Annotated in this window: 35 protein-coding genes; 2 read left to right on the top strand and 33 right to left on the bottom strand. The window is 54.4% G+C overall.

What is annotated here, in order from left to right; genetic code table 11:
* The first annotated feature begins 26 nt into the window (after positions 1 to 26).
* Complete coding sequence (locus EBB79_RS01440; protein WP_127747136.1) at positions 27 to 470, top strand: hypothetical protein; 444 nt, start codon at positions 27 to 29, stop codon at positions 468 to 470.
* Positions 471 to 623: 153 nt separating this feature from the next.
* Here the strand turns inward: EBB79_RS01440 and rplQ are convergent, their stop codons facing one another.
* The 8 genes from rplQ to rplO form a co-directional block, all read right to left on the bottom strand.
* Positions 624 to 1,046 carry a 50S ribosomal protein L17 gene (gene rplQ, locus EBB79_RS01435; protein WP_127747135.1) on the bottom strand — a complete coding sequence of 141 codons (423 nt, stop codon included), beginning with the start codon at positions 1,044 to 1,046 and terminating at the stop codon, positions 624 to 626.
* A gap of 148 nt (positions 1,047 to 1,194) precedes the next feature.
* Entirely contained in the window at positions 1,195 to 2,211 is a 1,017-nt protein-coding gene (locus EBB79_RS01430; protein ID WP_127747134.1) for a DNA-directed RNA polymerase subunit alpha, read from the bottom strand.
* Positions 2,212 to 2,328: 117 nt separating this feature from the next.
* The gene (gene rpsK, locus EBB79_RS01425) at positions 2,329 to 2,718 is read right to left on the bottom strand and encodes a 30S ribosomal protein S11 (protein ID WP_127747133.1); all 390 of its coding nucleotides are present in this window, start codon (positions 2,716 to 2,718) and stop codon (positions 2,329 to 2,331) included.
* A gap of 15 nt (positions 2,719 to 2,733) precedes the next feature.
* On the bottom strand, positions 2,734 to 3,102 hold the full coding sequence (rpsM, locus tag EBB79_RS01420; protein ID WP_127747132.1) for a 30S ribosomal protein S13: 369 nt from the start codon (positions 3,100 to 3,102) through the stop codon (positions 2,734 to 2,736).
* Positions 3,103 to 3,340: 238 nt separating this feature from the next.
* Positions 3,341 to 3,721 carry a hypothetical protein gene (locus tag EBB79_RS01415; protein WP_127747131.1) on the bottom strand — a complete coding sequence of 127 codons (381 nt, stop codon included), beginning with the start codon at positions 3,719 to 3,721 and terminating at the stop codon, positions 3,341 to 3,343.
* 72 nt (positions 3,722 to 3,793) lie between these two features.
* On the bottom strand, positions 3,794 to 4,435 hold the full coding sequence (locus EBB79_RS01410; RefSeq protein ID WP_127747130.1) for an adenylate kinase: 642 nt from the start codon (positions 4,433 to 4,435) through the stop codon (positions 3,794 to 3,796).
* Positions 4,432 to 5,796 (bottom strand): preprotein translocase subunit SecY, encoded by a 1,365-nt coding sequence (gene secY, locus EBB79_RS01405; RefSeq protein ID WP_127747129.1) that lies wholly within the window; start codon positions 5,794 to 5,796, stop codon positions 4,432 to 4,434. The genes EBB79_RS01410 and secY overlap by 4 nt, the downstream gene beginning before the upstream one ends.
* 112 nt (positions 5,797 to 5,908) lie before the next feature.
* A complete protein-coding gene (gene rplO / locus EBB79_RS01400) occupies positions 5,909 to 6,382 on the bottom strand; it encodes a 50S ribosomal protein L15 (protein WP_127747128.1) in 474 nt (157 codons plus the stop codon).
* Between the two features lie 241 nt (positions 6,383 to 6,623).
* Here rplO and EBB79_RS01395 point away from each other — a divergent pair, with 241 nt between their 5' ends.
* Positions 6,624 to 7,100, top strand: coding sequence for an SMI1/KNR4 family protein (locus tag EBB79_RS01395; protein WP_127747127.1), 477 nt, complete (start codon positions 6,624 to 6,626; stop codon positions 7,098 to 7,100).
* A 123-nt stretch (positions 7,101 to 7,223) separates the two neighbouring features.
* Here the strand turns inward: EBB79_RS01395 and EBB79_RS01390 are convergent, their stop codons facing one another.
* The 25 genes from EBB79_RS01390 to rpsS all read right to left on the bottom strand — a co-directional run bounded on the left by EBB79_RS01390 (position 7,224) and on the right by rpsS (position 22,155).
* Positions 7,224 to 7,703: a hypothetical protein gene (locus EBB79_RS01390; RefSeq protein WP_127747126.1), complete on the bottom strand. Its 480-nt coding sequence runs from the start codon at positions 7,701 to 7,703 to the stop codon at positions 7,224 to 7,226.
* A 447-nt stretch (positions 7,704 to 8,150) separates the two neighbouring features.
* A complete protein-coding gene (locus EBB79_RS01385) occupies positions 8,151 to 8,366 on the bottom strand; it encodes a DUF1127 domain-containing protein (protein WP_127747125.1) in 216 nt (71 codons plus the stop codon).
* Positions 8,367 to 8,562: 196 nt separating this feature from the next.
* Positions 8,563 to 8,943, bottom strand: coding sequence for a GFA family protein (locus EBB79_RS01380; protein WP_127747124.1), 381 nt, complete (start codon positions 8,941 to 8,943; stop codon positions 8,563 to 8,565).
* 40 nt (positions 8,944 to 8,983) lie between these two features.
* Positions 8,984 to 9,403 (bottom strand): MAPEG family protein, encoded by a 420-nt coding sequence (locus tag EBB79_RS01375; RefSeq protein ID WP_127747123.1) that lies wholly within the window; start codon positions 9,401 to 9,403, stop codon positions 8,984 to 8,986.
* A gap of 85 nt (positions 9,404 to 9,488) precedes the next feature.
* Positions 9,489 to 10,487 (bottom strand): Gfo/Idh/MocA family protein, encoded by a 999-nt coding sequence (locus EBB79_RS01370; RefSeq protein ID WP_127747122.1) that lies wholly within the window; start codon positions 10,485 to 10,487, stop codon positions 9,489 to 9,491.
* Between the two features lie 137 nt (positions 10,488 to 10,624).
* Positions 10,625 to 10,813 carry a 50S ribosomal protein L30 gene (rpmD, locus tag EBB79_RS01365; protein ID WP_127747121.1) on the bottom strand — a complete coding sequence of 63 codons (189 nt, stop codon included), beginning with the start codon at positions 10,811 to 10,813 and terminating at the stop codon, positions 10,625 to 10,627.
* A gap of 12 nt (positions 10,814 to 10,825) precedes the next feature.
* On the bottom strand, positions 10,826 to 11,401 hold the full coding sequence (gene rpsE, locus EBB79_RS01360; protein ID WP_127747120.1) for a 30S ribosomal protein S5: 576 nt from the start codon (positions 11,399 to 11,401) through the stop codon (positions 10,826 to 10,828).
* Positions 11,402 to 11,513: 112 nt separating this feature from the next.
* Positions 11,514 to 11,873 (bottom strand): 50S ribosomal protein L18, encoded by a 360-nt coding sequence (rplR, locus tag EBB79_RS01355; protein WP_127747119.1) that lies wholly within the window; start codon positions 11,871 to 11,873, stop codon positions 11,514 to 11,516.
* An 11-nt stretch (positions 11,874 to 11,884) separates the two neighbouring features.
* Positions 11,885 to 12,418, bottom strand: coding sequence for a 50S ribosomal protein L6 (rplF, locus tag EBB79_RS01350; protein WP_127747118.1), 534 nt, complete (start codon positions 12,416 to 12,418; stop codon positions 11,885 to 11,887).
* A 12-nt stretch (positions 12,419 to 12,430) separates the two neighbouring features.
* Positions 12,431 to 12,823, bottom strand: coding sequence for a 30S ribosomal protein S8 (gene rpsH / locus EBB79_RS01345; protein WP_127747117.1), 393 nt, complete (start codon positions 12,821 to 12,823; stop codon positions 12,431 to 12,433).
* A 13-nt stretch (positions 12,824 to 12,836) separates the two neighbouring features.
* Positions 12,837 to 13,142 carry a 30S ribosomal protein S14 gene (rpsN, locus tag EBB79_RS01340; protein WP_127747116.1) on the bottom strand — a complete coding sequence of 102 codons (306 nt, stop codon included), beginning with the start codon at positions 13,140 to 13,142 and terminating at the stop codon, positions 12,837 to 12,839.
* Positions 13,143 to 13,160: 18 nt separating this feature from the next.
* Positions 13,161 to 13,724, bottom strand: coding sequence for a 50S ribosomal protein L5 (rplE, locus tag EBB79_RS01335; RefSeq protein WP_127747115.1), 564 nt, complete (start codon positions 13,722 to 13,724; stop codon positions 13,161 to 13,163).
* Positions 13,717 to 14,028 (bottom strand): 50S ribosomal protein L24, encoded by a 312-nt coding sequence (gene rplX / locus EBB79_RS01330; protein WP_127747114.1) that lies wholly within the window; start codon positions 14,026 to 14,028, stop codon positions 13,717 to 13,719. Before rplX ends, rplE begins: the two co-directional genes overlap by 8 nt.
* A gap of 2 nt (positions 14,029 to 14,030) precedes the next feature.
* Entirely contained in the window at positions 14,031 to 14,399 is a 369-nt protein-coding gene (rplN, locus tag EBB79_RS01325) for a 50S ribosomal protein L14 (RefSeq protein WP_127747113.1), read from the bottom strand.
* Between the two features lie 99 nt (positions 14,400 to 14,498).
* Positions 14,499 to 14,729, bottom strand: a complete 231-nt coding sequence (gene rpsQ / locus EBB79_RS01320) for a 30S ribosomal protein S17 (RefSeq protein WP_113821508.1) — start codon at positions 14,727 to 14,729, stop codon at positions 14,499 to 14,501.
* 11 nt (positions 14,730 to 14,740) lie between these two features.
* Positions 14,741 to 14,941, bottom strand: coding sequence for a 50S ribosomal protein L29 (gene rpmC / locus EBB79_RS01315; protein ID WP_127747112.1), 201 nt, complete (start codon positions 14,939 to 14,941; stop codon positions 14,741 to 14,743).
* Positions 14,942 to 15,122: 181 nt separating this feature from the next.
* Positions 15,123 to 15,713: a hypothetical protein gene (locus tag EBB79_RS01310; protein WP_127747111.1), complete on the bottom strand. Its 591-nt coding sequence runs from the start codon at positions 15,711 to 15,713 to the stop codon at positions 15,123 to 15,125.
* 105 nt (positions 15,714 to 15,818) lie between these two features.
* Entirely contained in the window at positions 15,819 to 16,184 is a 366-nt protein-coding gene (locus tag EBB79_RS01305) for a type II toxin-antitoxin system death-on-curing family toxin (RefSeq protein ID WP_164860726.1), read from the bottom strand.
* Positions 16,185 to 16,572: 388 nt separating this feature from the next.
* Entirely contained in the window at positions 16,573 to 16,944 is a 372-nt protein-coding gene (locus tag EBB79_RS01300) for a hypothetical protein (RefSeq protein WP_238704970.1), read from the bottom strand.
* Positions 16,945 to 16,982: 38 nt separating this feature from the next.
* Entirely contained in the window at positions 16,983 to 17,603 is a 621-nt protein-coding gene (locus EBB79_RS01295; RefSeq protein WP_127747109.1) for a 2OG-Fe(II) oxygenase family protein, read from the bottom strand.
* Between the two features lie 105 nt (positions 17,604 to 17,708).
* Positions 17,709 to 20,117, bottom strand: a complete 2,409-nt coding sequence (locus tag EBB79_RS01290; protein ID WP_238704969.1) for a CHASE3 domain-containing protein — start codon at positions 20,115 to 20,117, stop codon at positions 17,709 to 17,711.
* Positions 20,118 to 20,357: 240 nt separating this feature from the next.
* Positions 20,358 to 20,771 carry a 50S ribosomal protein L16 gene (gene rplP, locus EBB79_RS01285; protein ID WP_127747107.1) on the bottom strand — a complete coding sequence of 138 codons (414 nt, stop codon included), beginning with the start codon at positions 20,769 to 20,771 and terminating at the stop codon, positions 20,358 to 20,360.
* 14 nt (positions 20,772 to 20,785) lie between these two features.
* Positions 20,786 to 21,493 carry a 30S ribosomal protein S3 gene (gene rpsC / locus EBB79_RS01280; RefSeq protein ID WP_127747106.1) on the bottom strand — a complete coding sequence of 236 codons (708 nt, stop codon included), beginning with the start codon at positions 21,491 to 21,493 and terminating at the stop codon, positions 20,786 to 20,788.
* On the bottom strand, positions 21,493 to 21,873 hold the full coding sequence (gene rplV, locus EBB79_RS01275; RefSeq protein WP_127747105.1) for a 50S ribosomal protein L22: 381 nt from the start codon (positions 21,871 to 21,873) through the stop codon (positions 21,493 to 21,495). Before rplV ends, rpsC begins: the two co-directional genes overlap by 1 nt.
* Before the next feature lie 3 nt (positions 21,874 to 21,876).
* Positions 21,877 to 22,155, bottom strand: coding sequence for a 30S ribosomal protein S19 (rpsS, locus tag EBB79_RS01270; RefSeq protein ID WP_127747104.1), 279 nt, complete (start codon positions 22,153 to 22,155; stop codon positions 21,877 to 21,879).
* Position 22,156: the final 1 nt, after the last annotated feature.

Below are 22,156 nucleotides of genomic sequence, written 5' to 3'. Positions count from 1 at the left end.
GCTCCAACATGAATTGTCTTTAGGATATGCGGGGGACACTGCGCAAATGCAAGCTCAGCTCCAGGAAAAAGGACGATCACAGCCGCCGCTCCTCGTGGACAAAGGCCAACCCACCCCAGGGTGTTGTTTGCAAAAAGAAGCCTGAAGTGGAGCAGATTGTTGACCACGCAAGCGTGCACAAATATGTACACTGCATGGGCTACAGGTTGCTTGATATCCAAAACGGTCACTTTTCATTGGAATTCGAACTGGAGGACAGACCCTGCGTCGCTTCAGCTATCAAAGAAAGATACGGGATTCCGGAAGAAACAATGCATATTATGTGCACCGAATATTATTTCGGGGGCAGCCAGTTTGTATTTCAGGACGAATGGGATGCCCCGTGCTTGATCTCCACATCACACAATGGAAATCAAATTCTGAAGATGCTGCATGTTGCTCTGACCGAGCAAGGGGAAAAAACTGAGTAGCAGGCAATTTTAATTTCAGGTGTCGCTTCATCTGGCCATAAATATCCCCGCCGGAGGCAGCGCCCATGGGGCGCATTCCTTCCTCAGGCAACAAAAAACCCCCGATCCAAAGGACCAGGGGTTTTCAACATCCGGACGATATGTCCGAAATTCTTATTCGTCGTCGGCAACTTCAAACGCTGCAACGCGGGCTTTGTCGCCTGCGCCCTTGGCGTCGCGGTCGCGGTCAACAAATTCGATGATCGCCATTGGCGCCATGTCACCATACCGGAAACCAGCTTTCAGGACGCGCACATAGCCACCGGAGCGGTCTTTGTAGCGTGGACCCAGAATGTCGAACAGTTTCGCGACATACTTGTCCTGCTTCAGCTTGGACGAAGCCTGACGGCGGGCGTGCAGGTCGCCGCGTTTTGCCAGTGTGATCATCTTTTCGATGATCGGGCGCAATTCTTTTGCTTTTGGCAGAGTTGTTTTGATCTGCTCATGCTCGATGAGCGAGCCTGCCATGTTCGAGAACAGAGCTTTACGGTGCTCATGTGTACGGTTCAGGCGGCGGTAACCACGTGCGTGACGCATTTTCGTATTCCTTCGTTATATTTTGCTTTGTCTGGCAGCCGATGCGGGTCAGCTACTCTCCTTGGGGCGTTGGTGCCCAGGTTTTCCCCGGTATTCCGGGCATTGCGGAGAGGGCTTTACGCCCTCTCCAATCTTTTGACCAGTCCTATTAGAACGAGTCTTCGAACTTTTTCGCCAGATCTTCGATGTTGTCCGGTGGCCAGTCCTCGACGTCCATGCCGAGATGCAGACCCATGCCCGAAAGCACTTCCTTGATCTCGTTCAGCGACTTGCGGCCGAAGTTCGGCGTGCGCAGCATTTCTGCTTCGGTTTTCTGGATCAGATCGCCGATGTAAACGATGTTGTCGTTCTTCAGGCAGTTTGCCGAACGAACAGACAGTTCCAACTCGTCCACTTTCTTCAGCAGAAGCGGGTTGAACTCGAGACCATCGTCTTCGTCTGCACGAGAAGCAGACTCAGGCTCATCAAAGTTCACGAAGATCGACAGTTGGTCCTGCAGGATACGCGCAGCAAAGGCTACGGCGTCGTCCGGCGTGATCGAACCATCGGTATCGATTTTCATGGTCAGCTTGTCATAGTCCAGAACCTGACCTTCGCGGGTCGGCTGCACGTCATACGAAACCTTTTTGACCGGCGAATAGATTGCGTCGATCGGGATCAGACCAATGGGTGCATCTTCCGGCTTGTTCTTGTCAGCCGAAACATAACCATTGCCAGTGTTCACAGTCAGTTCCATGAACAGATCAGCGCCATCGTCCAGGTGACAGATCACGTGGTCGCGGTTCAGGATTTCGATACCTGCGGACTCAGAGATGTCACCGGCGGTGACAACGGCTGGGCCTTTGGCATTAATCGACAGGCGCTTTGGCCCTTCGACTTCCATGCGCAGGCAGACGCCCTTGAGGTTCAGGATGATGTCGGTGACGTCTTCACGTACACCAGCAACGCTCGAGAATTCGTGCAGGACGTTGTCGATCTGCACGCTTGTGATGGCAGCACCTTGCAGCGAGCTCATCAAAATGCGGCGCAGGGCGTTGCCCAGGGTCAGACCAAAGCCACGTTCCAGCGGCTCGGCCACAACAGTGGCTTGGCGTGCGGGGTCGTTGCCCGGCTTAACTTCAAGCTGTGTCGGCTTGATCAGTTCTGCCCAATTCTTATGGATCATGCGTTCCCTCCATTCCTGCCTGTACCCCATGTCCGATAGGTTCAGGCGCCCGAGGTTTCTAATGACAAACTGGGGCCCATGACAAAACACAGGACCCCAGCGATAATTCAGTGTCGCTTAGACGCGGCGGCGCTTAGGCGGACGACAGCCATTGTGAGCCATCGGAGTTACATCACGGATCGATGTGATGTTGAAGCCGATTGCGGCCAGAGCGCGCAGTGCGGATTCACGACCGCCACCGGGGCCCTGAACTTCGACTTCCAAGGTTTTAACACCATGTTCCTGTGCTTTTTTGCCTGCATCTTCTGCAGCCAGCTGAGCAGCATAAGGCGTGGATTTCCGCGAGCCTTTGAAGCCGCAGGTGCCAGCCGAAGACCATGCAATTGCATTGCCCTGAACATCCGAGATGAGGATCTTGGTGTTGTTGAACGAGCTGTTAACGTGAGCAACGCCGGAGGCGATGTTCTTGCGCTCTTTTTTCTTCGTACGAGTCTTATCGCGTGCCATTGATCAAACCCTCCCTTACTTCTTCTTACCAGCAATAGCCCGTGCAGGACCTTTGCGAGTACGAGCGTTGGTGTGGGTCCGCTGTCCACGGACAGGCAGATTACGACGGTGACGCAGTCCACGGTAGCAACCCAGATCCATCAGGCGTTTGATGTTCATGGTTGTTTCGCGGCGCAGGTCGCCTTCGACTTCGACGTTGGCGTCGATGTGCTCGCGGATGCGCAGGACTTCGGAGTCGGACAGTTCATTCACACGACGAGTCATTTCGATGCCTACGGCTTCGCAAATGGCCTGAGCCGTGGTGTTACCGATTCCGGTGATATAGGTGAGGGCGATTGGAACCCGCTTTGCAGTCGGGATGTTTACGCCGGCAATACGTGCCACGTTATACGTTCCTTTTGTTGCGATTCCGTAGCTCCGGAACCTTTTTTCACAACACTTGACCCTGGCAGTGACGCCGTTTTGGCCCAGTATTTTCGAGGTAGTCTGCAAACAGGCCAAGCCCATCCACAGGAATTGATTCCCTAAAGGGATGGGGTTGGGTATGTGGTATTTTACAGATCGTCAACCCACCTTTTGGGTGACGCTACTGTTCACTGCTAGCGCCACCAAACCGGCTGGGTCAGTCTGTGCAGGAGTAGAACCGGGTCGGTTCTTCGGATCCGTCATACATTATGATCACACCCGGCTCTTCTTCTGTCATCACGAAGGTAAACAAAGTGGGTGTATAGAACGGGCCAGGCTCCTGACAATGCCCCATATGGGTGCTTGCCTGCCACCCGTCCCAATGAAACTGCAGATCAGGCTGAAACTCGCAAAAATACTCCAGCGAGCTGAAACCCGATTCGTTCAGGATCAGGCCACCACTGCCGGCAAAGTCCAGATCTCCGTATTCCTGTTCCAACATATCACAGGAACTGGGATCATTCAGAAAGATCCGCTCGGCAGAGGCTGGGACAGCAAGGCATACAGTTGCGAGGGCGAGAAGATTGCGAAAATTCATTGGTGTAATCCTGAATCAAAAAAGGGCCAGGAAAAACCTAGCCCTAAATCGTTATCAAAACCACCTATGCGATCAGCCCAGAATGGCCTCGATCGAATTTTGCACTTCGGTGATATCGGCCAGACCGTTGACCGGACGCAAATCGCCCTTGGCATAGTAATAGCCAATCAGCGGCGAGGTCTTTTTGTAGTATTCCATCAAACGCGTGCGCAGGCTGTCTTCGTTGTCATCTGCGCGCCGCACCATATTGGTGCTGCCGCATTTGTCGCAGGTGTCCGCTTTGGCGGTGGGTTGCGTGACATCGTGGTACACTTCACCGCAATCGCCACAGGTGAAACGACCAGTGATCCGCTGAACCAGCGCATCGTCGTCCACCCGCATTTCGATCACGGTATGCAGCGACTGACCCAGTTTGGTCAGCAGTGCCGCCAGCGCGTCAGCCTGAGCCAGAGTGCGCGGAAAGCCGTCAAAGATAAAGCCAGCGCCATGTTCGGCGGTCAGTTTCTCTTCGATCAACCCGATGACGATCTCATCGGTGACCAGCTTACCGGCATCCATGACGGCGGCGACTTTCAGCCCCATCTCGGTGCCGCTGGACTTGGCCTCACGCAGCATATCGCCGGTGCTCAGCTGGATCATGCCACGGGTGTCGACCAGATGGCGGGCTTGGGTGCCTTTACCTGCACCAGGGGGGCCTAACAGAATGATATTCATTTGCGCGATGGCCCCCGCTTGTTCCGTTTCTTGTTCTTACCACGCAGCTGGCTTTTCTCGATCAGACCTTCATACTGATGCGCCAACAGATGGCTTTGCGCCTGCTGAATGGTGTCCATGGTCACCGAGACAACAATCAGAACCGAGGTGCCGCCAAAATAGAACGGGATCGCAAACTGACCGCGCAGGATTTCCGGCAGCAGCATAACCAGCACCAGATAGCCCGAGCCCAGAACCAACACGCGGTTGACCACATACTCAAGATATTCGGCTGTCTTCTTGCCAGGACGGATACCGGGAACAAAGCCATTCTGGTTCTTCAGGTTGTCGGCAACCTCTTCCGGTTTGAACGACACATTGAAGGTGTAGAAATAGGCAAAGAACACGATCATCGAGGTGAAAAACAGCAGGTACAGCGGCTGACCGGGGCCAAAGTTGGCCAGGAGCCAGGACATCACCGGACCATTGGTGGCGCCCGACGAGAAGGTCGAGATGGTGGTCGGCAGCAGCAACAGCGAGCTGGCAAAGATGGCCGGGATTACGCCTGCTGGGTTCACTTTGACCGGCAGATGCGAAGACCCACCGTCATAGACCTTCATGCCCACCTGACGGCGGGGATACTGGATATGTATCTTGCGCAGGGCGCGCTCCATGAAGACCACGAACATGATGATTGTCACCACCATCACCAGCACCATCACGATAACCGCTGGGCTGATTGCACCCGAGCGGCCTGAGGCAAAGAACTGCGCCAGCGCGGCGGGAACTTCGGCAATAATGCCAACAAAGATGATCAGCGAGATACCATTGCCCAGACCACGCTGGGTGATCTGCTCGCCCAGCCACATCAGGAACATGGTGCCGCCCACAAGGGTGATCATGCAGGCCATGCGGAAATACATGCCGGGATCGGTCGCCAATTCGCCTGCTTCCAGCGACACGGCCAGACCATAGGACTGAGCAGTGGCCAGAGCCACGGTGCCGAAACGGGTATATTGGTTGATCTTCTTGCGACCCTGCTCGCCCTCTTTCTTCAATTGCTCCAGCGATGGAACCATCGAGGTCAACAGCTGAATAATAATCGAAGCTGAGATGTAGGGCATGATGCCAAGGGCAAAAATACCCATGCGGCCTAGGGCGCCGCCAGTGAACATCGAGACCATGCCGCCAATACCTTGGCCTGCCTGCTCCATAAATTCACGTAGGGCGATTGTGTCGATGCCTGGAACCGGAATGAATGTCCCTAGACGATAGACAATCAATAGAGCCAGGGTGAACAGGATGCGATTACGCAGGTCTGTCGCTTTGCCAAGCGCGGACCAGCTCGTGTTCGCCGCCATTTGTTCTGCTGCTGATACCATGAAAAAGGTCTCTTTGTTGCGAAAACGCCGCCCAAAGCCATTTTCCGGCTTGGGCGGCGTTAATTGGAAAACTGGAGACTATGTAAGCGGCATTGTTGCCGCTCACAAGCGCTTACTCAGCTGCGGCTGCTTTTGCGACCAAGGTCAGCGCGCCGCCAGCCTTTTCTACGGCCTCAACGGCGGATTTTGACGCGCCGGTGACTGCAATATTGGCTTTCGCAGTGATTTCGCCTTTGGCCAGAACGCGGATACCGTCCAGCTTGCGACGTACAACACCCGATTCGACCAGGCTGTCTTCGGTGATCGACGCTGCGTCAAGTTTGCCGAGATCGATGAATTTCTGGATCAGGCCCAGGTTGATGACAGCGAATGCCTTGCGGTTCGGCTTGCTGAAGCCACGCTTTGGCAGACGTTGGTACAAAGGCATCTGACCGCCTTCATAGCCATTGATGGCAACACCCGAACGGGATTTTTGACCCTTGATACCACGGCCACCCATTTTACCGGTGCCGGAACCAGGACCACGACCAATGCGCTTGCGTTTTTTGGTTGCGCCAGGATTGTCGCTCAGTTCGTTCAGTCTCATATCGCTTCTCCTTAGCCGGATGTGACCCACGAAGCGTATTCGGGCCAACCACGGCATATAGTGATTTTGATTCTTGTGACCCGGATGGCCACCGGGTGCCTATAAACCTGTTGGGGGGATGGATCAAGGGTGGAAGCATGGTAGAACGCATGCGCCAAGCGCAACACACACTTGAGCAGTTGCATTACCAGTTCATACCCTACACGTTTCGCAAATGAATTTCTGAAAAGCTGAGAATTGCATGAACACCTTAATGAGATTTCACAAGGCCTGGAGCCACCCGAACTATCCGCCGGAACAAGTCACAGAGGCATCGTTAGCGCAGTTGGAAGAAGAAGTCGGCGTAGCTTTTCCTCTAAGTTACCGAAGGCAAATTCTTGAAGTAGGATTACCAAACCCGACAACGAAGTTGTGGGACTGGATAGACGACAATGTTTCTCTTGCAGATGTTTTGCTTGGCGTGAACCGCCCACATCTACAACAGTTTCTTTCCCCGGACGGCATTCGTGAAGCGTTGGGATGGCGCGATGCAGGGATGCCAACACATTTGTTGCCCTTCCTTTATGACAGCCTCGGCAACAACATCTGCTTTGACATGGTTCAACTTAGCGAGCAGTCAATACCCGACGCATCGATCTATTATTGGGATCATGACTTCAGAGAAACCGAAAAAATCTCCAATTCCTTTGATACATTTCTGGAGTATTATATTCCCTAGATAAAGAACACTTTCAGCGCCTGACCTTGGGGAGGTGCGAAAGCGCCTTCCCGGGGCGAAGGTCAAGAGTGGTTTTGCTGTGCAAAACTGTTAAGAAGAACGTCCGGCATAGTTATATCTCACTTAGCCCACCCAAAACACATCGTCAGTGTCCCCATTCTCAACAGCCCAAGACGCATTCTCGTAGCGGCAAAAGACTTTTTCAGCCCGCAAGATCGACTTCCAGCGGGCGACCAATGCAATTAATCGCTCTGCTTGATACTCGCCTTGTAATGCCTCGGGAAAGAAGGTCAGCTCGATGAACAGGGATCCGTCTTTTTCGCTAAACAAATAGACCTGCAAGTTCGAGATTAGGTCGCGCCCTTCTCTCAGTTCCAGTTCAATATCCCCTGTTGATTGAAAGTACCCATAGGCACCGTCGGGGCCAACATGAGAAAATTCATCCCCTTCCCAAGTATGTCCGTACACCTCTCCAAACTGCGACTGCAGATCTTCCAACATATCCAATAGTCGCGTTGGATCAGGCGCGGTAAAATTGACGTCGCGGCAACTGCCATCATCCTCGGATAGCGCAAGTTTTGTATATTCGAGTCCTGATTGCATAGCCCATCACAGATCACCCTATCAGGCGCTGGTCAATGGAATCTGGACAGGCGCAAGCCTATGGTCCGCCAAGGCCCCTGCCCTGTCGGTTTGAATGGTGCTGTTTGCTGTTTAAAAGGTGGGCCGGATAGGAATGGCGACGCCGCCGGATTGGATGCAGACGGGGACAGGCCCCGTGCCATGAACGGTTCAAATGCGCCCTCTTCTTTACGGGGGCCAGGCTCCGGTGTGGTGCTGGGCTGCCAAACCCAACGGATCGCGATCAGGGGCAAAATGCCAGTGACCTCTTAAAATGCGGTGCTCAGCACGCCCGCCCCCTGCGCAACAGAAAACGCCCCCGCGATGCGGAGGCGTTTCTGGTCATTCAAACCCCAGGGAGGAGGAAAGGGTCGAATGAATTCCCAGTATTTCCAGTTCGGGCTGAACCGGAAAGGAACTGAAACCGACTTAGTGACCGTAGACGTGCAGACGGGCGATGTCGGCGATGTCGCTGCGGCGCACACCGATGTCGGCCAGTTCACGGTTGTCCAGGCCGTCCAGCTCGGCGAAAGTGCGCTTGAATTCGTTATTCAGTGCCCATGCTTCTTTGGTGCTTTCGATCCAGCCACCGATACGGGCGATCAAGTTGAAACCAGGTGCGACAGAGTTGATTACGTGTGCCATGATATTGTCCTTTATTTAAACTGGGACCCATTCCCCAGTGCGTTGTTTTGTTCTTGTTTGGTGACACTTAGATAAAGGTTTTGGCGGCGCTAACAACTGACAGTTCGGTCAATCCGCTATGCACTGGCTGCATGGAGAAAGTCATAATTCAGTCACAAAGCCGGCGCGTTACCGAGTCGCGATGACAACCGGTTTGTCACTGCTGGTTCTGCGGCAGTCCGTCGGTGATGTCGTAGTAATCGCCTTTTTTAGACACATGGATGTGCAGGTCCATTTGGGTCTTGGTCGGCGTATCAAAGGCCCCCATGGCGATGGCTGTCCAATCATGAAACAGCGGGTCCCAGAACAGGGTCGACCCACAGCTTGCGCAAAACCCACGGCGCACCTTGTCCGAGGAGTGGTACCAGCGCAGATGATTCTTGCCAGTGATGCGCAGCTGGTCAGTCGCCACATCCGTAGAGACCAGGTAGTGACCTGTTGCCTTGCGACAGGCCTGACAATGGCAGGCGTTGGGTGCCTTCAGGTCGCCGGTCACCGTAAAGGTGACGGCCCGACACAGGCAGGATCCCTTGAACATACGCAGTCTCCGTTCTGTTGACCCCAGATGTGGGAAGAGCCTAGAGCGCAGCCCATATCGCCATCACACAAAGCGCCACGATGGTTGCCCAGCCGGACACATAGACAAAGGTACGGGCACCCTGGGTCGCCTTGCCAATATTCTGCGCATAGACCAGCGCGTAGAGCACCCGCAGCACCAGAAACAAGACCATCAGCAGATTCACCCACCAGACCGACACTCCGGTCAGGATACAGGCGAACAAGGCGATGGCAGCGGCCGGCATGATCTCGACAGCATTTTGGTGGCTGCGGTTCAGCCGGTAGACCCGATTGTCATAATCGGCCTCGGGGGTGCAGCCCGGTACCAACCCCGACTGCGCCTTGGCCGCGCCCACCAGCGCCGACTGCAGCAGGACAATCAACACAAAGAGCAAAAGAGCGATGAGTGCCGGTGAATAACCCGTGATCAGGTCCAACATGAGGATCTCCTAATAGATGAAACAAACAGCTCCATCAGACACCCAAGCCAGGCGAAGCGTCAACCGCCGCCCGCATCCCCGGTTGTTAGTCCACCTCGCTTGCCAGGCACTGGGCCTCCCATTCGGTCAGGAACGCCATGATCTCGAGCGAGTCTTGCAGACGGGGCGACGGGCGTTGCGCCTCTAGCTGGCCAGTGGCCAGACAGGTCTCGACCATCTCGATCTGATGGGCAAAGCTGTCTTTGCCAGTCTCGACAAAAATGTCTTCGACCTCGCCGCCGTAAGGGCACCATTGAATGTGATTGCGGCCCGCGACTGGCAGCCAGGGGTTGGTGACAAACCGCAGCACACCTTTGTCGCCAGAAATGGTGAAGCCATGTGCCATGCCGTAGCTGTCGGTCGACTGCAGCGTTGCCAGAACACCAGTGTCAAACCGCGCCGTGACCGAGGCATCCACAATGGTGCCATCCCGTGCGGATACATTGCCCAAACCCGACAAGCGGTGACTGGCGAAAGCGTGCGGCCCGCACATCGTCTGAACCACAAACTGCAGCAGCGACACCGGGTAGCAGCCCAGGTTATACAGTGTCCCCCGCCCTGCCGGGTTGGTCACCTGCCAGATGTCGGCCGCATAGAAGCCCTGAACGCCGCGCAGCTGGCCCAAACGACCGTCCAGCAGCACCTCTTGCAAGCGGCGAAACAGCGGATGTGCCAGATACATCAACCCTTCGACAAAGAATGTCTGATGGGCCTGCACTGACGCGACCAGCTCCTGCGCCTGGTCCATTGTCGTGGTCAGCGACTTCTCACTCAGAACCGCCTTGCCCTGCTCGGCGGCCTGGATGGTGAGGCTGTGATGCACATTGTTGGGCAGGCCAATGTAAACCGCATCGACCGCAGGATCGGCGAGCGCCGCGTCATACCCAACGCTGTGATGCGGAATGTCGTATTGGCGTTGAAACTTGGCCACTGCGTCAGGATGACGACCGGCAACCACGTGCGCTTGTGATCCGGCACTGGCTTGGATGGCCGCTGCCACCGTGTTGGAAATAAACCCTGTCCCCAGAATAGCCCATCGTATCATGCCGCATGCTCCGCCCCAAAGAAACCATCGCTATTGCGCCGGGCAGCGAAACGCAAGCCGAGCCAGACGCAGAAAGGGCAACGAAAAACGCCCCCGGCGGAACCGGAGGCGTTTTCGATGTCTTCAAGGAAAAGGGCTTAGCCTTTTTCTTCGATGATCTCGACCATGTGTGAAATCTTGTTCACCATGCCGCGGATGGAAGGTGTGTCTTCCAGCTCACGTGTCTTGTGCATCTTGTTCAGACCCAGACCGACCAGCGTAGCACGCTGTTTGGCGGGACGACGGATCGGGGAACCGATCTGCTTTACAACGATAGTTTTAGCCATCTTCCGATCTCCTTAAGCTTCAGCTTCGGCAGGTGCCGCTGCTGGTGCTTCGTCCCGCTTGGGCAGGATGTCGGCAACTTTCTTACCACGACGCTGAGCAACAGACCGTGGGCTGGACTCTTTGCGAAGGCCATCCATGGTTGCGCGGATCATGTTGTAAGGGTTCTGCGAACCGATCGACTTGGACACAACGTCCTTGATGCCGAGCATTTCGAAAACAGCACGCATTGGACCACCGGCGATGATACCGGTACCTTCTGGAGCTGTCCGCATAACCACTTTACCGGCGCCGTGACGGCCTTCCATGTCGTGGTGCAATGTCCGACCTTCACGCAGCTGAACGCGGATCATCTGGCGCTTGGCTTGCTCGGTGGCTTTACGAATGGCCTCAGGGACCTCTTTCGCTTTACCTTTACCAAAGCCAACGCGGCCTTTTTGGTCGCCTACAACAACCAGGGCTGCAAAACCAAAGCGCTTACCGCCTTTTACGGTTTTGGAAACGCGGTTGATCGCAACCAAGCGATCTGCAAATTCCGGTGTCTCGTCGCGATCACGACGACCGCCGCGGCGGTTCTCATCTCTTGCCATGAGGCATTCCTTTCATCCGGCGCTATGCGCCTAAATTTCCAATCCTGGTGGGCGCCCCTTGCGGAATACCCCCGGATTATCGGGGCGGCGCTAAACGCGCCGCCCGCAATTATTAGATCTTGAGGCCACCTTCACGGGCAGCGTCGGCCAGGGCCTTCACTTTACCGTGGAACAGGAAACCACCGCGATCAAAATATGCTTCTTCAACACCGGCTTTCTTAGCGCGCTCGGCAATAACCGTGCCCACTTTGGTCGCTGCTTCGATGTTGTTCTTGCCAAGGAAACCCAGATCTTTTTCCAGGGTCGAGGCAGAAGCCAACGTAACGCCACGAACGTCGTCGATCAGCTGAACGCTGATGTTCTTGTTCGAACGGTGAACGGACAGACGAAGACGTCCCGAGTTCACGCGGCGAAGTTTGTTCCGGACGCGCAAGCGGCGCTTCAGAAACAGGGTTCTTTTGCTGTTTGCCATTTTGCAGGTCCTTACTTCTTCTTGCCTTCTTTACGGAAGACAAATTCACCTTTGTAACGAATACCTTTGCCCTTGTAGGGCTCGGGCTTACGCCATGCACGAATGTTAGCCGCAACCTGACCAACAGCCTGATCATCAATGCCTTCGACAATGATGATGGTCGGCTTAGGAGAGGTAACAGTCACACCTTCGGGCGCTTCGTATGTCACGTCGTGCGACAGGCCCAGGTTCAGTTTCAGGACGTTGCCCTGCATCTGTGCCCGGTAACCCACACCCTGGATCTCCAGCTCTTTTTTGAAGCCGGTGGTGACCCCGGTTACCAAGTTGGCAACCATGGTGCGGGACATGCCCCACTGCTGACGTGCCCGTTTGGACATGCCGCGTGGCGTGATGGAAACAACGTTATCTTCGACCGCAAGGGTCACGTCGTCAGTGGCTTTGAAGCTACGGGTCCCTTTGGGGCCCTTAACTTCGATGGATTGACCGGACACCGATGCAGAAACACCTGCAGGCAGCGTAACCGGTTTTTTACCAATACGAGACATCGATTGACCTCCTTAGAAGACGGTGCAGAGCACTTCGCCGCCAACGTTGGCTGCCCGTGCTTTTGCGTCCGACATCACACCCCGAGGAGTGGAGACAATCGACACACCCAGGCCCTGACGGACCGACGGGATGTCATTGACGCCCATGTAAACGCGACGACCGGGCTTGGAAACCCGCTTCAGCTCGCGAATGACAGGTTCGCCATCGTAGTACTTCAGGCTGATTTCGATAGCCGGGTGGCCATCTGCACCAGTGGTTGCTTCATAGCCACGGATGTAACCTTCGTCCGACAGTACGTCCAAAACCCAGGCCCGCAGCTTGGAAGCTGGGGTCGAGACTGTGGATTTACCGCGCAACGACGAGTTACGGATCCGGGTGAGCATATCTGCGATAGGATCGTTCATATCTGTCTCTCCCTTACCAGCTCGATTTCACCATGCCGGGGATCTGGCCTGACGAGCCAAGTTCCCGCAGCGCGATCCGGCTTACCTTCAGCTTACGGTAGTAAGCGTGAGGACGACCAGTCAGCTGGCAACGGTTGTGCAAACGTGTAGCCGAGCTGTTGCGCGGCAATTTCGCCAATTTCAGACGCGCAGCAAAGCGCTCTTCCATCGGACGGCTTTGGTCACTCGCGATCTCTTTAAGCTCGGCGCGCTTTGCGGCAAATTTAGCCACCAGACGCTCCCGCTTTTTCTCGCGTTCGATCATGCTTTTCTTAGCCATGTCTATTCCTTCCCGCGCTTACGAATTGAAGGGCATGTTGAGAGCTTTCAACAGCGCCTTGGCTTCCGCGTCGTTATCCGCGGTCGTAGCGATCACAATATCCATGCCCCAGTTTTCGTCGATTTTATCAAAATCGATTTCTGGGAACACAAGGTGCTCTTTCAGGCCCATGGCGTAGTTGCCACGACCGTCAAAAGATTTGCCTGATACGCCGCGGAAATCGCGGATACGAGGCATTGCGATGGTGATCAGACGATCCAGGAAGTCATACATCCGGTCGCCGCGCAGTGTCACCTTGGCACCCATTGGCATGCCTTCGCGAACGCGGAAGCCAGCAATGGAGTTCTTGGCGATAGTGGTCAGAGCTTTCTGGCCAGAAATCAGGGTCAGATCAGCCTGAGCCGACTTTGCCTTCTTGCTGTCACGGACTGCGGCACGGCCACAACCAATGTTCAGAACGATCTTATCCAGCTTGGGGATCATCATTTCGTTCTTGAAGCCGAATTCCTCTTTCAGAGTGGCGCGAACGCTCTCTTTGTAAAAGGTCTTCAAGCGCGGGGTGTAAGCAGCAGTATCAAGCATCGATCACGTCCCCTGTAGATTTTGCAAAGCGGACTTTCTTGTCGCCTTCCATGCGGAAGCCAACGCGAGTTGCTTTGCCGTTTGCGTCCAGGAATGCCAGGTTTGACAGCTGGATTGGCAGAGCTTTGGGCAGACGGCCGCCCTGCTCGGTTTGTGTCTGACGTGTTGCGCGGATGGCGATATTCACGCCTTCAACAACAGCCTTGCCAGCCTGGGGGTTCACAGAGGCGATAACGCCCTCTTTGCCCTTATCCTTGCCAGCCAACACGACAACCTTATCGCCTTTGCGGAGTTTAGCAGCCATTGTTACAGCACCTCCGGAGCAAGCGAGATGATTTTCATGAAGTTCTTGGCACGCAGCTCACGAACAACTGGGCCAAAGATACGTGTACCTACGGGCTCATTGGTGTTGTTCAGGATCACAGCAGCGTTGCTATCAAAACGAATAGCAGTACCGTCTGCGCGGCGAACTTCTTTGGCGGTGCGAACAACAACGGCCTTGCGGACGTCACCCTTCTTAACACGACCACGTGGAATGGCTTCTTTAACCGAGACGACAATGATGTCACCTACGGATGCGTACTTACGCTTAGAGCCACCCAGAACCTTGATGCACTGTACTCGGCGAGCGCCTGAGTTATCAGCAACATCCAGGTTAGTTTGCATCTGGATCATTTGGTTTCTCCCGACCTATGGAAACTGGCGATGCGTGCCATGGCGTTCCCAGGGTTTCGACAAACTGGGATGTCTGTCGGTTAAGGGTTCTAAAGGCTCTTAAGCTTCCAGAACTTCCCAGCGTTTCGTTTTCGACTTAGGTGCGCATTCGATGATGCGAACTGAGTCACCTACTTTGAAAACGTTCTTTTCATCGTGGGCCCGGTATTTTTTGGACTTACGGATGGTTTTCTTCAGAACAGGGTGCGTGAAGCGGCGTTCAACCGAGACAGTTACGGTCTGGGCGTTGGCGTCGCTGGTCACGGTGCCAGTGAGAATACGTTTGGGCATCGTGTCGCTCCTTATTCAGCTGCTTCAGCAGCTTTTTGGTTCAGAATGGTCTTAACACGGGCAGCACTGCGGCGTGCCGCTTTGATGCCTGATGTGTTTTCCAGCTGACCGGTGGCCTGTTGAAAGCGCAGGTTAAAGCTCTCTTTCTTCAGGTTTGCGAGTTCATCGCGGAGTTCATCCGCGGATTTTTCGCGAAGATCCTTGGCGTTCATAGCCTAGTCCTTGTCCAATGCACCAGAAGGCCCCTAGCGGGTAACCTCGCACCTGGTGGGTTATGTCACCTGCACCGAAATGCAGAAAAGAATCACCGCGCCCTGATTCCGATAGGAATAGGGGTTAGCGATGGGTTCCTATAGGGGAGTGTGGAGGTGGGGGCAAGAGTGGTTTTTCATATCAACGTTTGAGTCTAGACAACTGCTCGTCAAGCTTTCCTTGATAGTCTCGTAGTCCAGAAGTGTTGTCGCCCGAAACATCCAAGGACATAGCCAACTCAACCAACTCTTGTTCCTCGTTCACACCAGCTAAGCCCGGCGCAATCAACAAGCCACTCGGCCATTCGTGTCCCGCATATTCAAATCCTGATACAAGATGTGCAAGAAGTTTGGCTTTCAATTCTGGCATTTCTGGTTCAATTTTGAATGCACGCAAGAGTAACTCAAGAGGGGTCACCCCCTTCAACTGATCAGAAAGTGTCTTAACTGAAGAGAAATTGTTGCGTGTTTTAGCCAGCCACATGAGAGCCCAAGGGTCATCCTGATCAAACCCTGCTTTGAGAACAGGAAAGACTATATAAGCATAGATTTCATGCCTAATCGCGCCGTTCCCTTGGACTTGCGCTTTTTCGTTTAGAAAGCTCCTAACCCACTCTTCCCGTTCAGGTATACACGAAAAGGAGTTCACAAATCGAAGAACCGCCTCCCTTGCGTTGGCCTTTAGGCCACTGTTGGTACAGGAAACAAATTCGTCATATGCATCGAGGTCCATCTTCAAAAATTCCCAAACGGTTCGGACTAAAAGTAGGGCCACGCCTGACCTTGGGGAGGTGCACAGCGCCTTCCCGGGGGGAAGGTCAGGCGTGACCCTGATGTTTCAAGTCTCGGCTCTCTTCAAGCGCTCCTTGAACCAAACTGTTAAATCGTCAAACGAAACAGAGCTTTCCGCGACTCCAACCACAATGTCGTCAATCGGGTCATCATCAGGGATGTTCAGATAGTAGCCGCTACGTTCAATGAGTAGCTCCACGACCAACCATGCCGTCCGCTTGTTGCCATCGGTAAAGCCATGGTTGCCGACCATGCTTTCAAGAAGTGCGGCTGCTTTTCGGTTTATCGGGCGGTGATATCCAGAATAAGGACGTCCAAGAGCGGATTCGATAAGATCGAGACTGCCAATTCCTTTGCGCCCGCCGTATGTCAGGGCTTCGTCATGTGCAGCGATCGCATCCGCAAGCGTCACCCTGTAATGGCGCTTACCTATTGACCAAACGCTTCAACGCATCTTTGCGTTTAGATGAAGCCTCCTCGAGAACTTTGCCTGTTCTCACCGTTACCTTGCTGCTGCCCTTAGCAGTTTGAACATCAAGAAAGCGGCCGGTATTTGCGTCACGCCCTATTTTCCCACCTTTGACGGTCTCAGAAATTTTGGTTGGTTCCCTTTTTGCCATCTTTGGCCCACCTCGACGTAAAATTCAACTTGCCTCTATATAATGTAAGTCCATCACTACGTAAACGGCGCCGCAGCAGGCCCCTTGGATCATTTCCAATCCGGGCTTGGGCTCCGCCCGTTCGCAAGCGAAACGCTCCCTCGGAGCGTTTCCGGAGAGCTTGCTCACTCCCACCGATAATTAAAGCTGCCTGATCTTTTCCAACGTCGCTTCGAACTGCCAGGCATCTGGCAACCTTGATAGCCAAAGACGACTGGAAGGGCTCTGTATCATCATGGCCTTGCGCAGCGTTCTGATACGTTGAATGTCTTTTATAGCGATCTCACCGACGACGTTCTGAGGTTCCATGACAAGAACACGCTGTGTCGTGAGGATATAAGCAACGGGACGAAACAGACGGTGCAAAGACAACCATATGACAAGCATGAGGGTTGGAGAGAAAAGAACAATCAATGCTAGATCTGAAATGGTCGGTGAAACACGGCCACGAATAATCTGAACACGTTGCTCGCCTTCTTCCAACTGGAGAGGCACGTGGTCTTGAATTGACATTAAAGAACAGACCCTTTCTCTTTGATTGTCGGCAGGCCTCACTCCCACCGATAATTAAAGCTGACCGAGATGCGGTCGTCTTCGGACATGTTCATCGGCACCTCGTGGCGCAGCCAGCTTTCCCAGAGCAGCACATCACCCACATCCGGCTTTATATAGATGAACGGCTTCAACTCGCGGCGGGCGTCTTTGGTGCGGATGGGCGAAGCCATCATCATGGCGGACCGGGGATCTTCCAGTTTCAACGCACTGGTGTCTTCGGGCATCGCAACATAGGTGGTGCCGCTGATGACCGAATGTGGGTGGATGTGGCTGGCGTGCATGCCGCCTTCGGGCAGGATATTGATCCACAGATCCTCGAGCACCAACGCGCGGCCGTCCAGATCAAACTGCAGATCCTTGGCGAATTCCGCCACATGCAGATCCAGCACCTTGACCAGATCGCCAAAAATTGGAAACCGCCAGGGCAGATCACTCAGCGAGGCATAGGAGGTATAGCCGGGATAGGCGTTTTCTTCGCACCAGTCCTGGCCTGCCTCGTCATCATTGGCGATGACAATACAGGAGGTTTCAAGTTCTGCCGCATCAATCGATGGTCCATGTTCGGACAGGGCAGCGCGGTACAGGCGGGTGGCGAAAAGCGATTCAATATGTGACATGCGGTGGTCATATCGCAACCCGCGCGACAGCGCGAGAGGGCGCGGTGTGACAGTCGCAAAATAGCCTGTGGCCCCCGGTTCAGGAGGGCCACTGGAATTGGTGGATCAGAAGTCTTCCCAAAGGGCCTTTCCATCGGTGCCCGTTGCGGCCACTGGCACCATGTCATCGATCTCGGTTGCCCAGTCGTCGCTCATATCTGTCATGCCATGCGCAGTGGGTGCCGCCGGCGCGCGATGGCTGGGGGCTGCCCCCCCACCCTGCCCAATTTGGAAGTGCGCCATGAGATCGGCCAGTTTGCTGGCATCTGACTTCAACAAATGGCTTGCGGCTGTGGACTGTTCGACCATGGCGGCGTTCTGTTGTGTCACCTGATCCAACTGCGTCATACCGGTATTGATCTCGTGGAGACCGGTTGATTGCTCAGCCGCGCCTTCGGCAATTTCCGAGACCAGTGTCGTAATGTGACTGACCTGACCAACGATGCTTTCCAGTGCCTCGCCAGCGTTGCCGACCAGTTTGACGCCACCATCAACCTGCTTGGAGCTATCGCTGATCAGGGCTTTGATTTCCATCGCGGCATCCGAAGAGCGTTGCGCCAGCGCCCGCACTTCACTTGCCACCACCGCAAACCCACGACCAGCTTCCCCTGCACGGGCCGCTTCGACACCGGCATTCAACGCCAGCAAGTTGGTCTGGAATGAGATGTCGTCAATCACCGAGATGATCTGCGAAATATGACGAGACGAAGATTCAATCTCGCTCATGGCCGCCACGGCGCTTTGCACGACCTCACCACTGCGTTCCGCTTCGGCGCCAGCTTCACCCATTGTGTTTTCGACACTGCGGGCCCCGTCGGCTGCGGATTTCACAGAAGCCGTCAGCTCATCCAACGCTGCTGCAGTCTCTTCCAGCGTGGCAGCCTGACTTTCCGTCCGATGGGACAGATCTTCCGAGGCCTGGCTGATTTCATCCGCGCCGTTGCGAATACTGCTGGAGGTCGCGACAACTTGTTCGACGATGCCGTGCAACGTGGTAACGGTCCCATTGAAGTCCTCACGCAACTGCTCGTATCCTTCGGGGAAATTCTCTTTGATTTGCACCTGCAGATTACCCTGCGACAGCATTGCCAAACGATTGCTAAGTTCTTCAACCATTGCGCTCAACTCGGCGTCGCGGCCTTCGGCTTTCTTCTGCTCTTGCTCCTGCATCTCGACCAAAGCGTCGCGGAATATCTCAAGGGCGCGGGCCATTTCACCGACTTCATCACCGCGCTCCTGGCCTTTGATATCGACAGCGTTATCCCCATCGGCCAATCCCCGCATAGACACAGTAATCCGACGGACGGAACTGGCAATGCTTGAACCGATGAACCAGGCCATCGCAGCGCCGAGCACGATTGAAAAGGCAATCGCACTGGGAATCATGGTTCGGGTTGACGATGAAATCTGGTCGCTGGAGGCCTTACGTTCATCCATTAGGGCCTGCTCTTCAGCCTGGAAATCAGCCATGACTGCACGGAAGCCGTCAAAGAACACCTTACCGCGTCCCTCGGCGACAAGATCAGCCATGTCATCCATGGTTTCAGCGAAACCAATTTCCCGTCTCATTTCAAGGATCGGCTCGACCATATTTGCACGCCACGTCGTAATTGTGTCGCCCGCACTGATGACCCGCGCCTGCTGCTGTGGGTTGTCGCTGACAGCACCGGAAAGTTCAGCTACGAGAAGCTGCATCATGGTGTTACCGTCGCGGTATGGCTTCAAGAAGTCCATGTCACCAGACAGCAGGAACCCACGCATACCGGTTTCCATATCCACTGCGGCGGCCAACATATCCTTGGCGGTATTGATGACTATGTAAGTATGCTCGACCCGGTCCAGCGCCTCGGACACCGCAACTGCATTTACAAACGGACTTTCGATAATGGTTTTAATTTTCGCTTTTCGCTCCACAAGCAAAGCCTGTTCGGCCTCGATGAATTCCTGAAGTTCCCATCTGAACTGATCAAAAAACACTTTGCCTTTGGCTTTTCTCACTTCCTCGGCCATGTCGTTCATGGTCAAGGCGTCGCCAATTTCACGACGCAGCGCGATCGCGGTTTCAGCAACATCGGTTTGCCAACCCCGCAGGGCCTGTTCAGCCTCTTCCAGACGGGCAACCTGTACTGGGTTATCACTTACCGTTTCACGCAGATCCGACAGCGCTTGGTAGGCGGCGGTTTGGCCACTTATGTAGGGATCCAGAAATTCATCCTTGCCCGCCAGCAGATACCCGCGCAGCCCGGTTTCCATGTCAACTGCAGAGGCAATGATCGATTGCGAATCCCCCAGAACGTTCTGGGTGTGCGTGACCCAACGGGCAGAATCATCCATTCGGCTAAGATTGGTCATCGTTATGACCCCAACACCCACAATCAGCAGCAGTGGGAATAGCGCAACCGAAATAACCTTGGGTTTGGTCTTCAGGTTGGCAAGTGAAAAGCGTCTTAGCACCGACTGGTTTTTCTTGGCCACGTCACAAATCCTCTCGCGATAATTTGGCATAGTAAGACCACATATTTCTTAAGAACCCATTGAGTGCCGAGAACACCATCTGCTTTGGATTTGAAATTTTATCTGATTTAAAATTAGCATTAAATTGGTCGACCAATACGCGCAAAGTATATTTTCACCACAACCTTTACTCTACAATAGAATAGGCCCCCGCTGATACCTCAGCGGGGGCCCTGCATCCTTCAAATGAAGGAAACTGGTTTACCAGTCTTCGCGCAGCACAACACGTGTCTTGATTGGCAGCTTCATCGCAGCCAGGCGCAGGGCCTCGCGGGCGATGTCGTCATCGACGCCATCAATCTCGAACAACACGCGGCCAGGCTTGACCTTGGCTGCCCAGAAATCCACCGAACCTTTACCTTTACCCATACGGACTTCGGTAGGCTTGGAAGTAACTGGTGTATCCGGGAAGATCCGGATCCAGACACGGCCCTGACGCTTCATGTGACGTGTCATCGCGCGGCGAGCCGCTTCGATTTGACGCGCAGTCACACGCTCAGGCTGGAGTGCTTTCAGACCGTAAGTGCCAAAGTTCAGATCGGATCCACCTTTGGTTTCACCCTTGATCCGGCCTTTGTGCATCTTGCGGAATTTAGTACGCTTTGGTTGAAGCATTTGTCATGTCCCCCTTATCGACGACCGCCTGCACCGCGAGGTGCTGGGCCGTCCTGGAGTTCCTGTGCTTTACGGTCACGTGCCTGCGGATCGTGCTCCATGATTTCACCTTTGAAGATCCAAGTCTTGATCCCGATGATACCATAAGCAGTCTTTGCTTCGACGTGTGCGTAATCGATGTCGGCACGCAGTGTGTGCAAAGGCACACGGCCCTCACGGTACCATTCGGTACGCGCGATTTCAGCACCACCCAAACGACCAGCAAGGTTGACCCGGATACCCAGGGCGCCCATGCGCATCGCGTTCTGAACCGCACGCTTCATGGCGCGACGGAAAGAAACCCGGCGTTCCAGCTGCTGTGCGATCGACTCACCAACCAGAGCAGCGTCGAGCTCGGGCTTACGAACCTCAACGATGTTCAGGTGCAGTTCGCTATCGGTCATCGTTGCAATTTTCTTGCGCAGAGTTTCGATGTCTGCACCTTTTTTGCCGATGATGACGCCAGGACGTGCTGTGTGGATCGTAACGCGGCACTTTTTGTGCGGACGTTCGATGATCACACGAGAGATACCGGCTTGCTTACACTCTTCGTTGATGAAGGCGCGGATCTTGATGTCTTCCAGAAGAAGGTCACCGAAATCCTTGGTGTCAGCATACCAGCGGCTGTCCCAGGTACGGTTGACCTGGAGGCGCATGCCAATTGGATTGACTTTATTACCCATTAGGACTGCTCCTCAACTTGACGCACCAGAATGGTGATCTCAGCAAACGGCTTCAAGATCTTGCCAAAACGACCACGAGCACGCGGGCGACCGCGCTTCAGAGTCATGTTTTTGCCCACATAGGCTTCGGCGACGATCAGCTCGTCCACGTCCAGGTTGTGGTTGTTTTCAGCATTGGCAATTGCCGACTGAAGACATTTTTTCACGTCCTGTGCTACGCGCTTGTTCGAGAAAGTCAGATCGGTCAGTGCGCGATCAACTTTCTTGCCACGGATCAGACCAGCAACCAGGTTCAGTTTCTGAGGGCTGGTACGAAGCATGCGCAGTTTTGCCATTGCTTCGTTGTCTGCCACGCGGCGTGGATTCTTTTCCTTACCCATGACTTATTTCCGCTTCGCTTTTTTGTCAGCAGCGTGACCGTGATAAGTACGAGTTGGCGAATATTCACCAAACTTCTGACCGATCATGTCTTCTGAGACGTTGACAGGAATATGCTTGCGACCGTTGTAAACACCAAAGGTCAGACCCACGAACTGGGGCAGAATGGTGGAACGGCGCGACCAAATCTTGATCACTTCTTTGCGGCCCGATTCACGAGCAGCTTCAGCCTTCTTGAGAACATAAGCGTCAACAAAAGGGCCTTTCCATACAGAGCGAGACATC

Source organism: Parasedimentitalea marina, assembly GCF_004006175.1.
GTDB lineage: Bacteria > Pseudomonadota > Alphaproteobacteria > Rhodobacterales > Rhodobacteraceae > Parasedimentitalea > Parasedimentitalea marina.
Note: the sequence above shows the minus strand (reverse complement) of the source record. Positions and strands in the feature narration are given on the sequence as shown.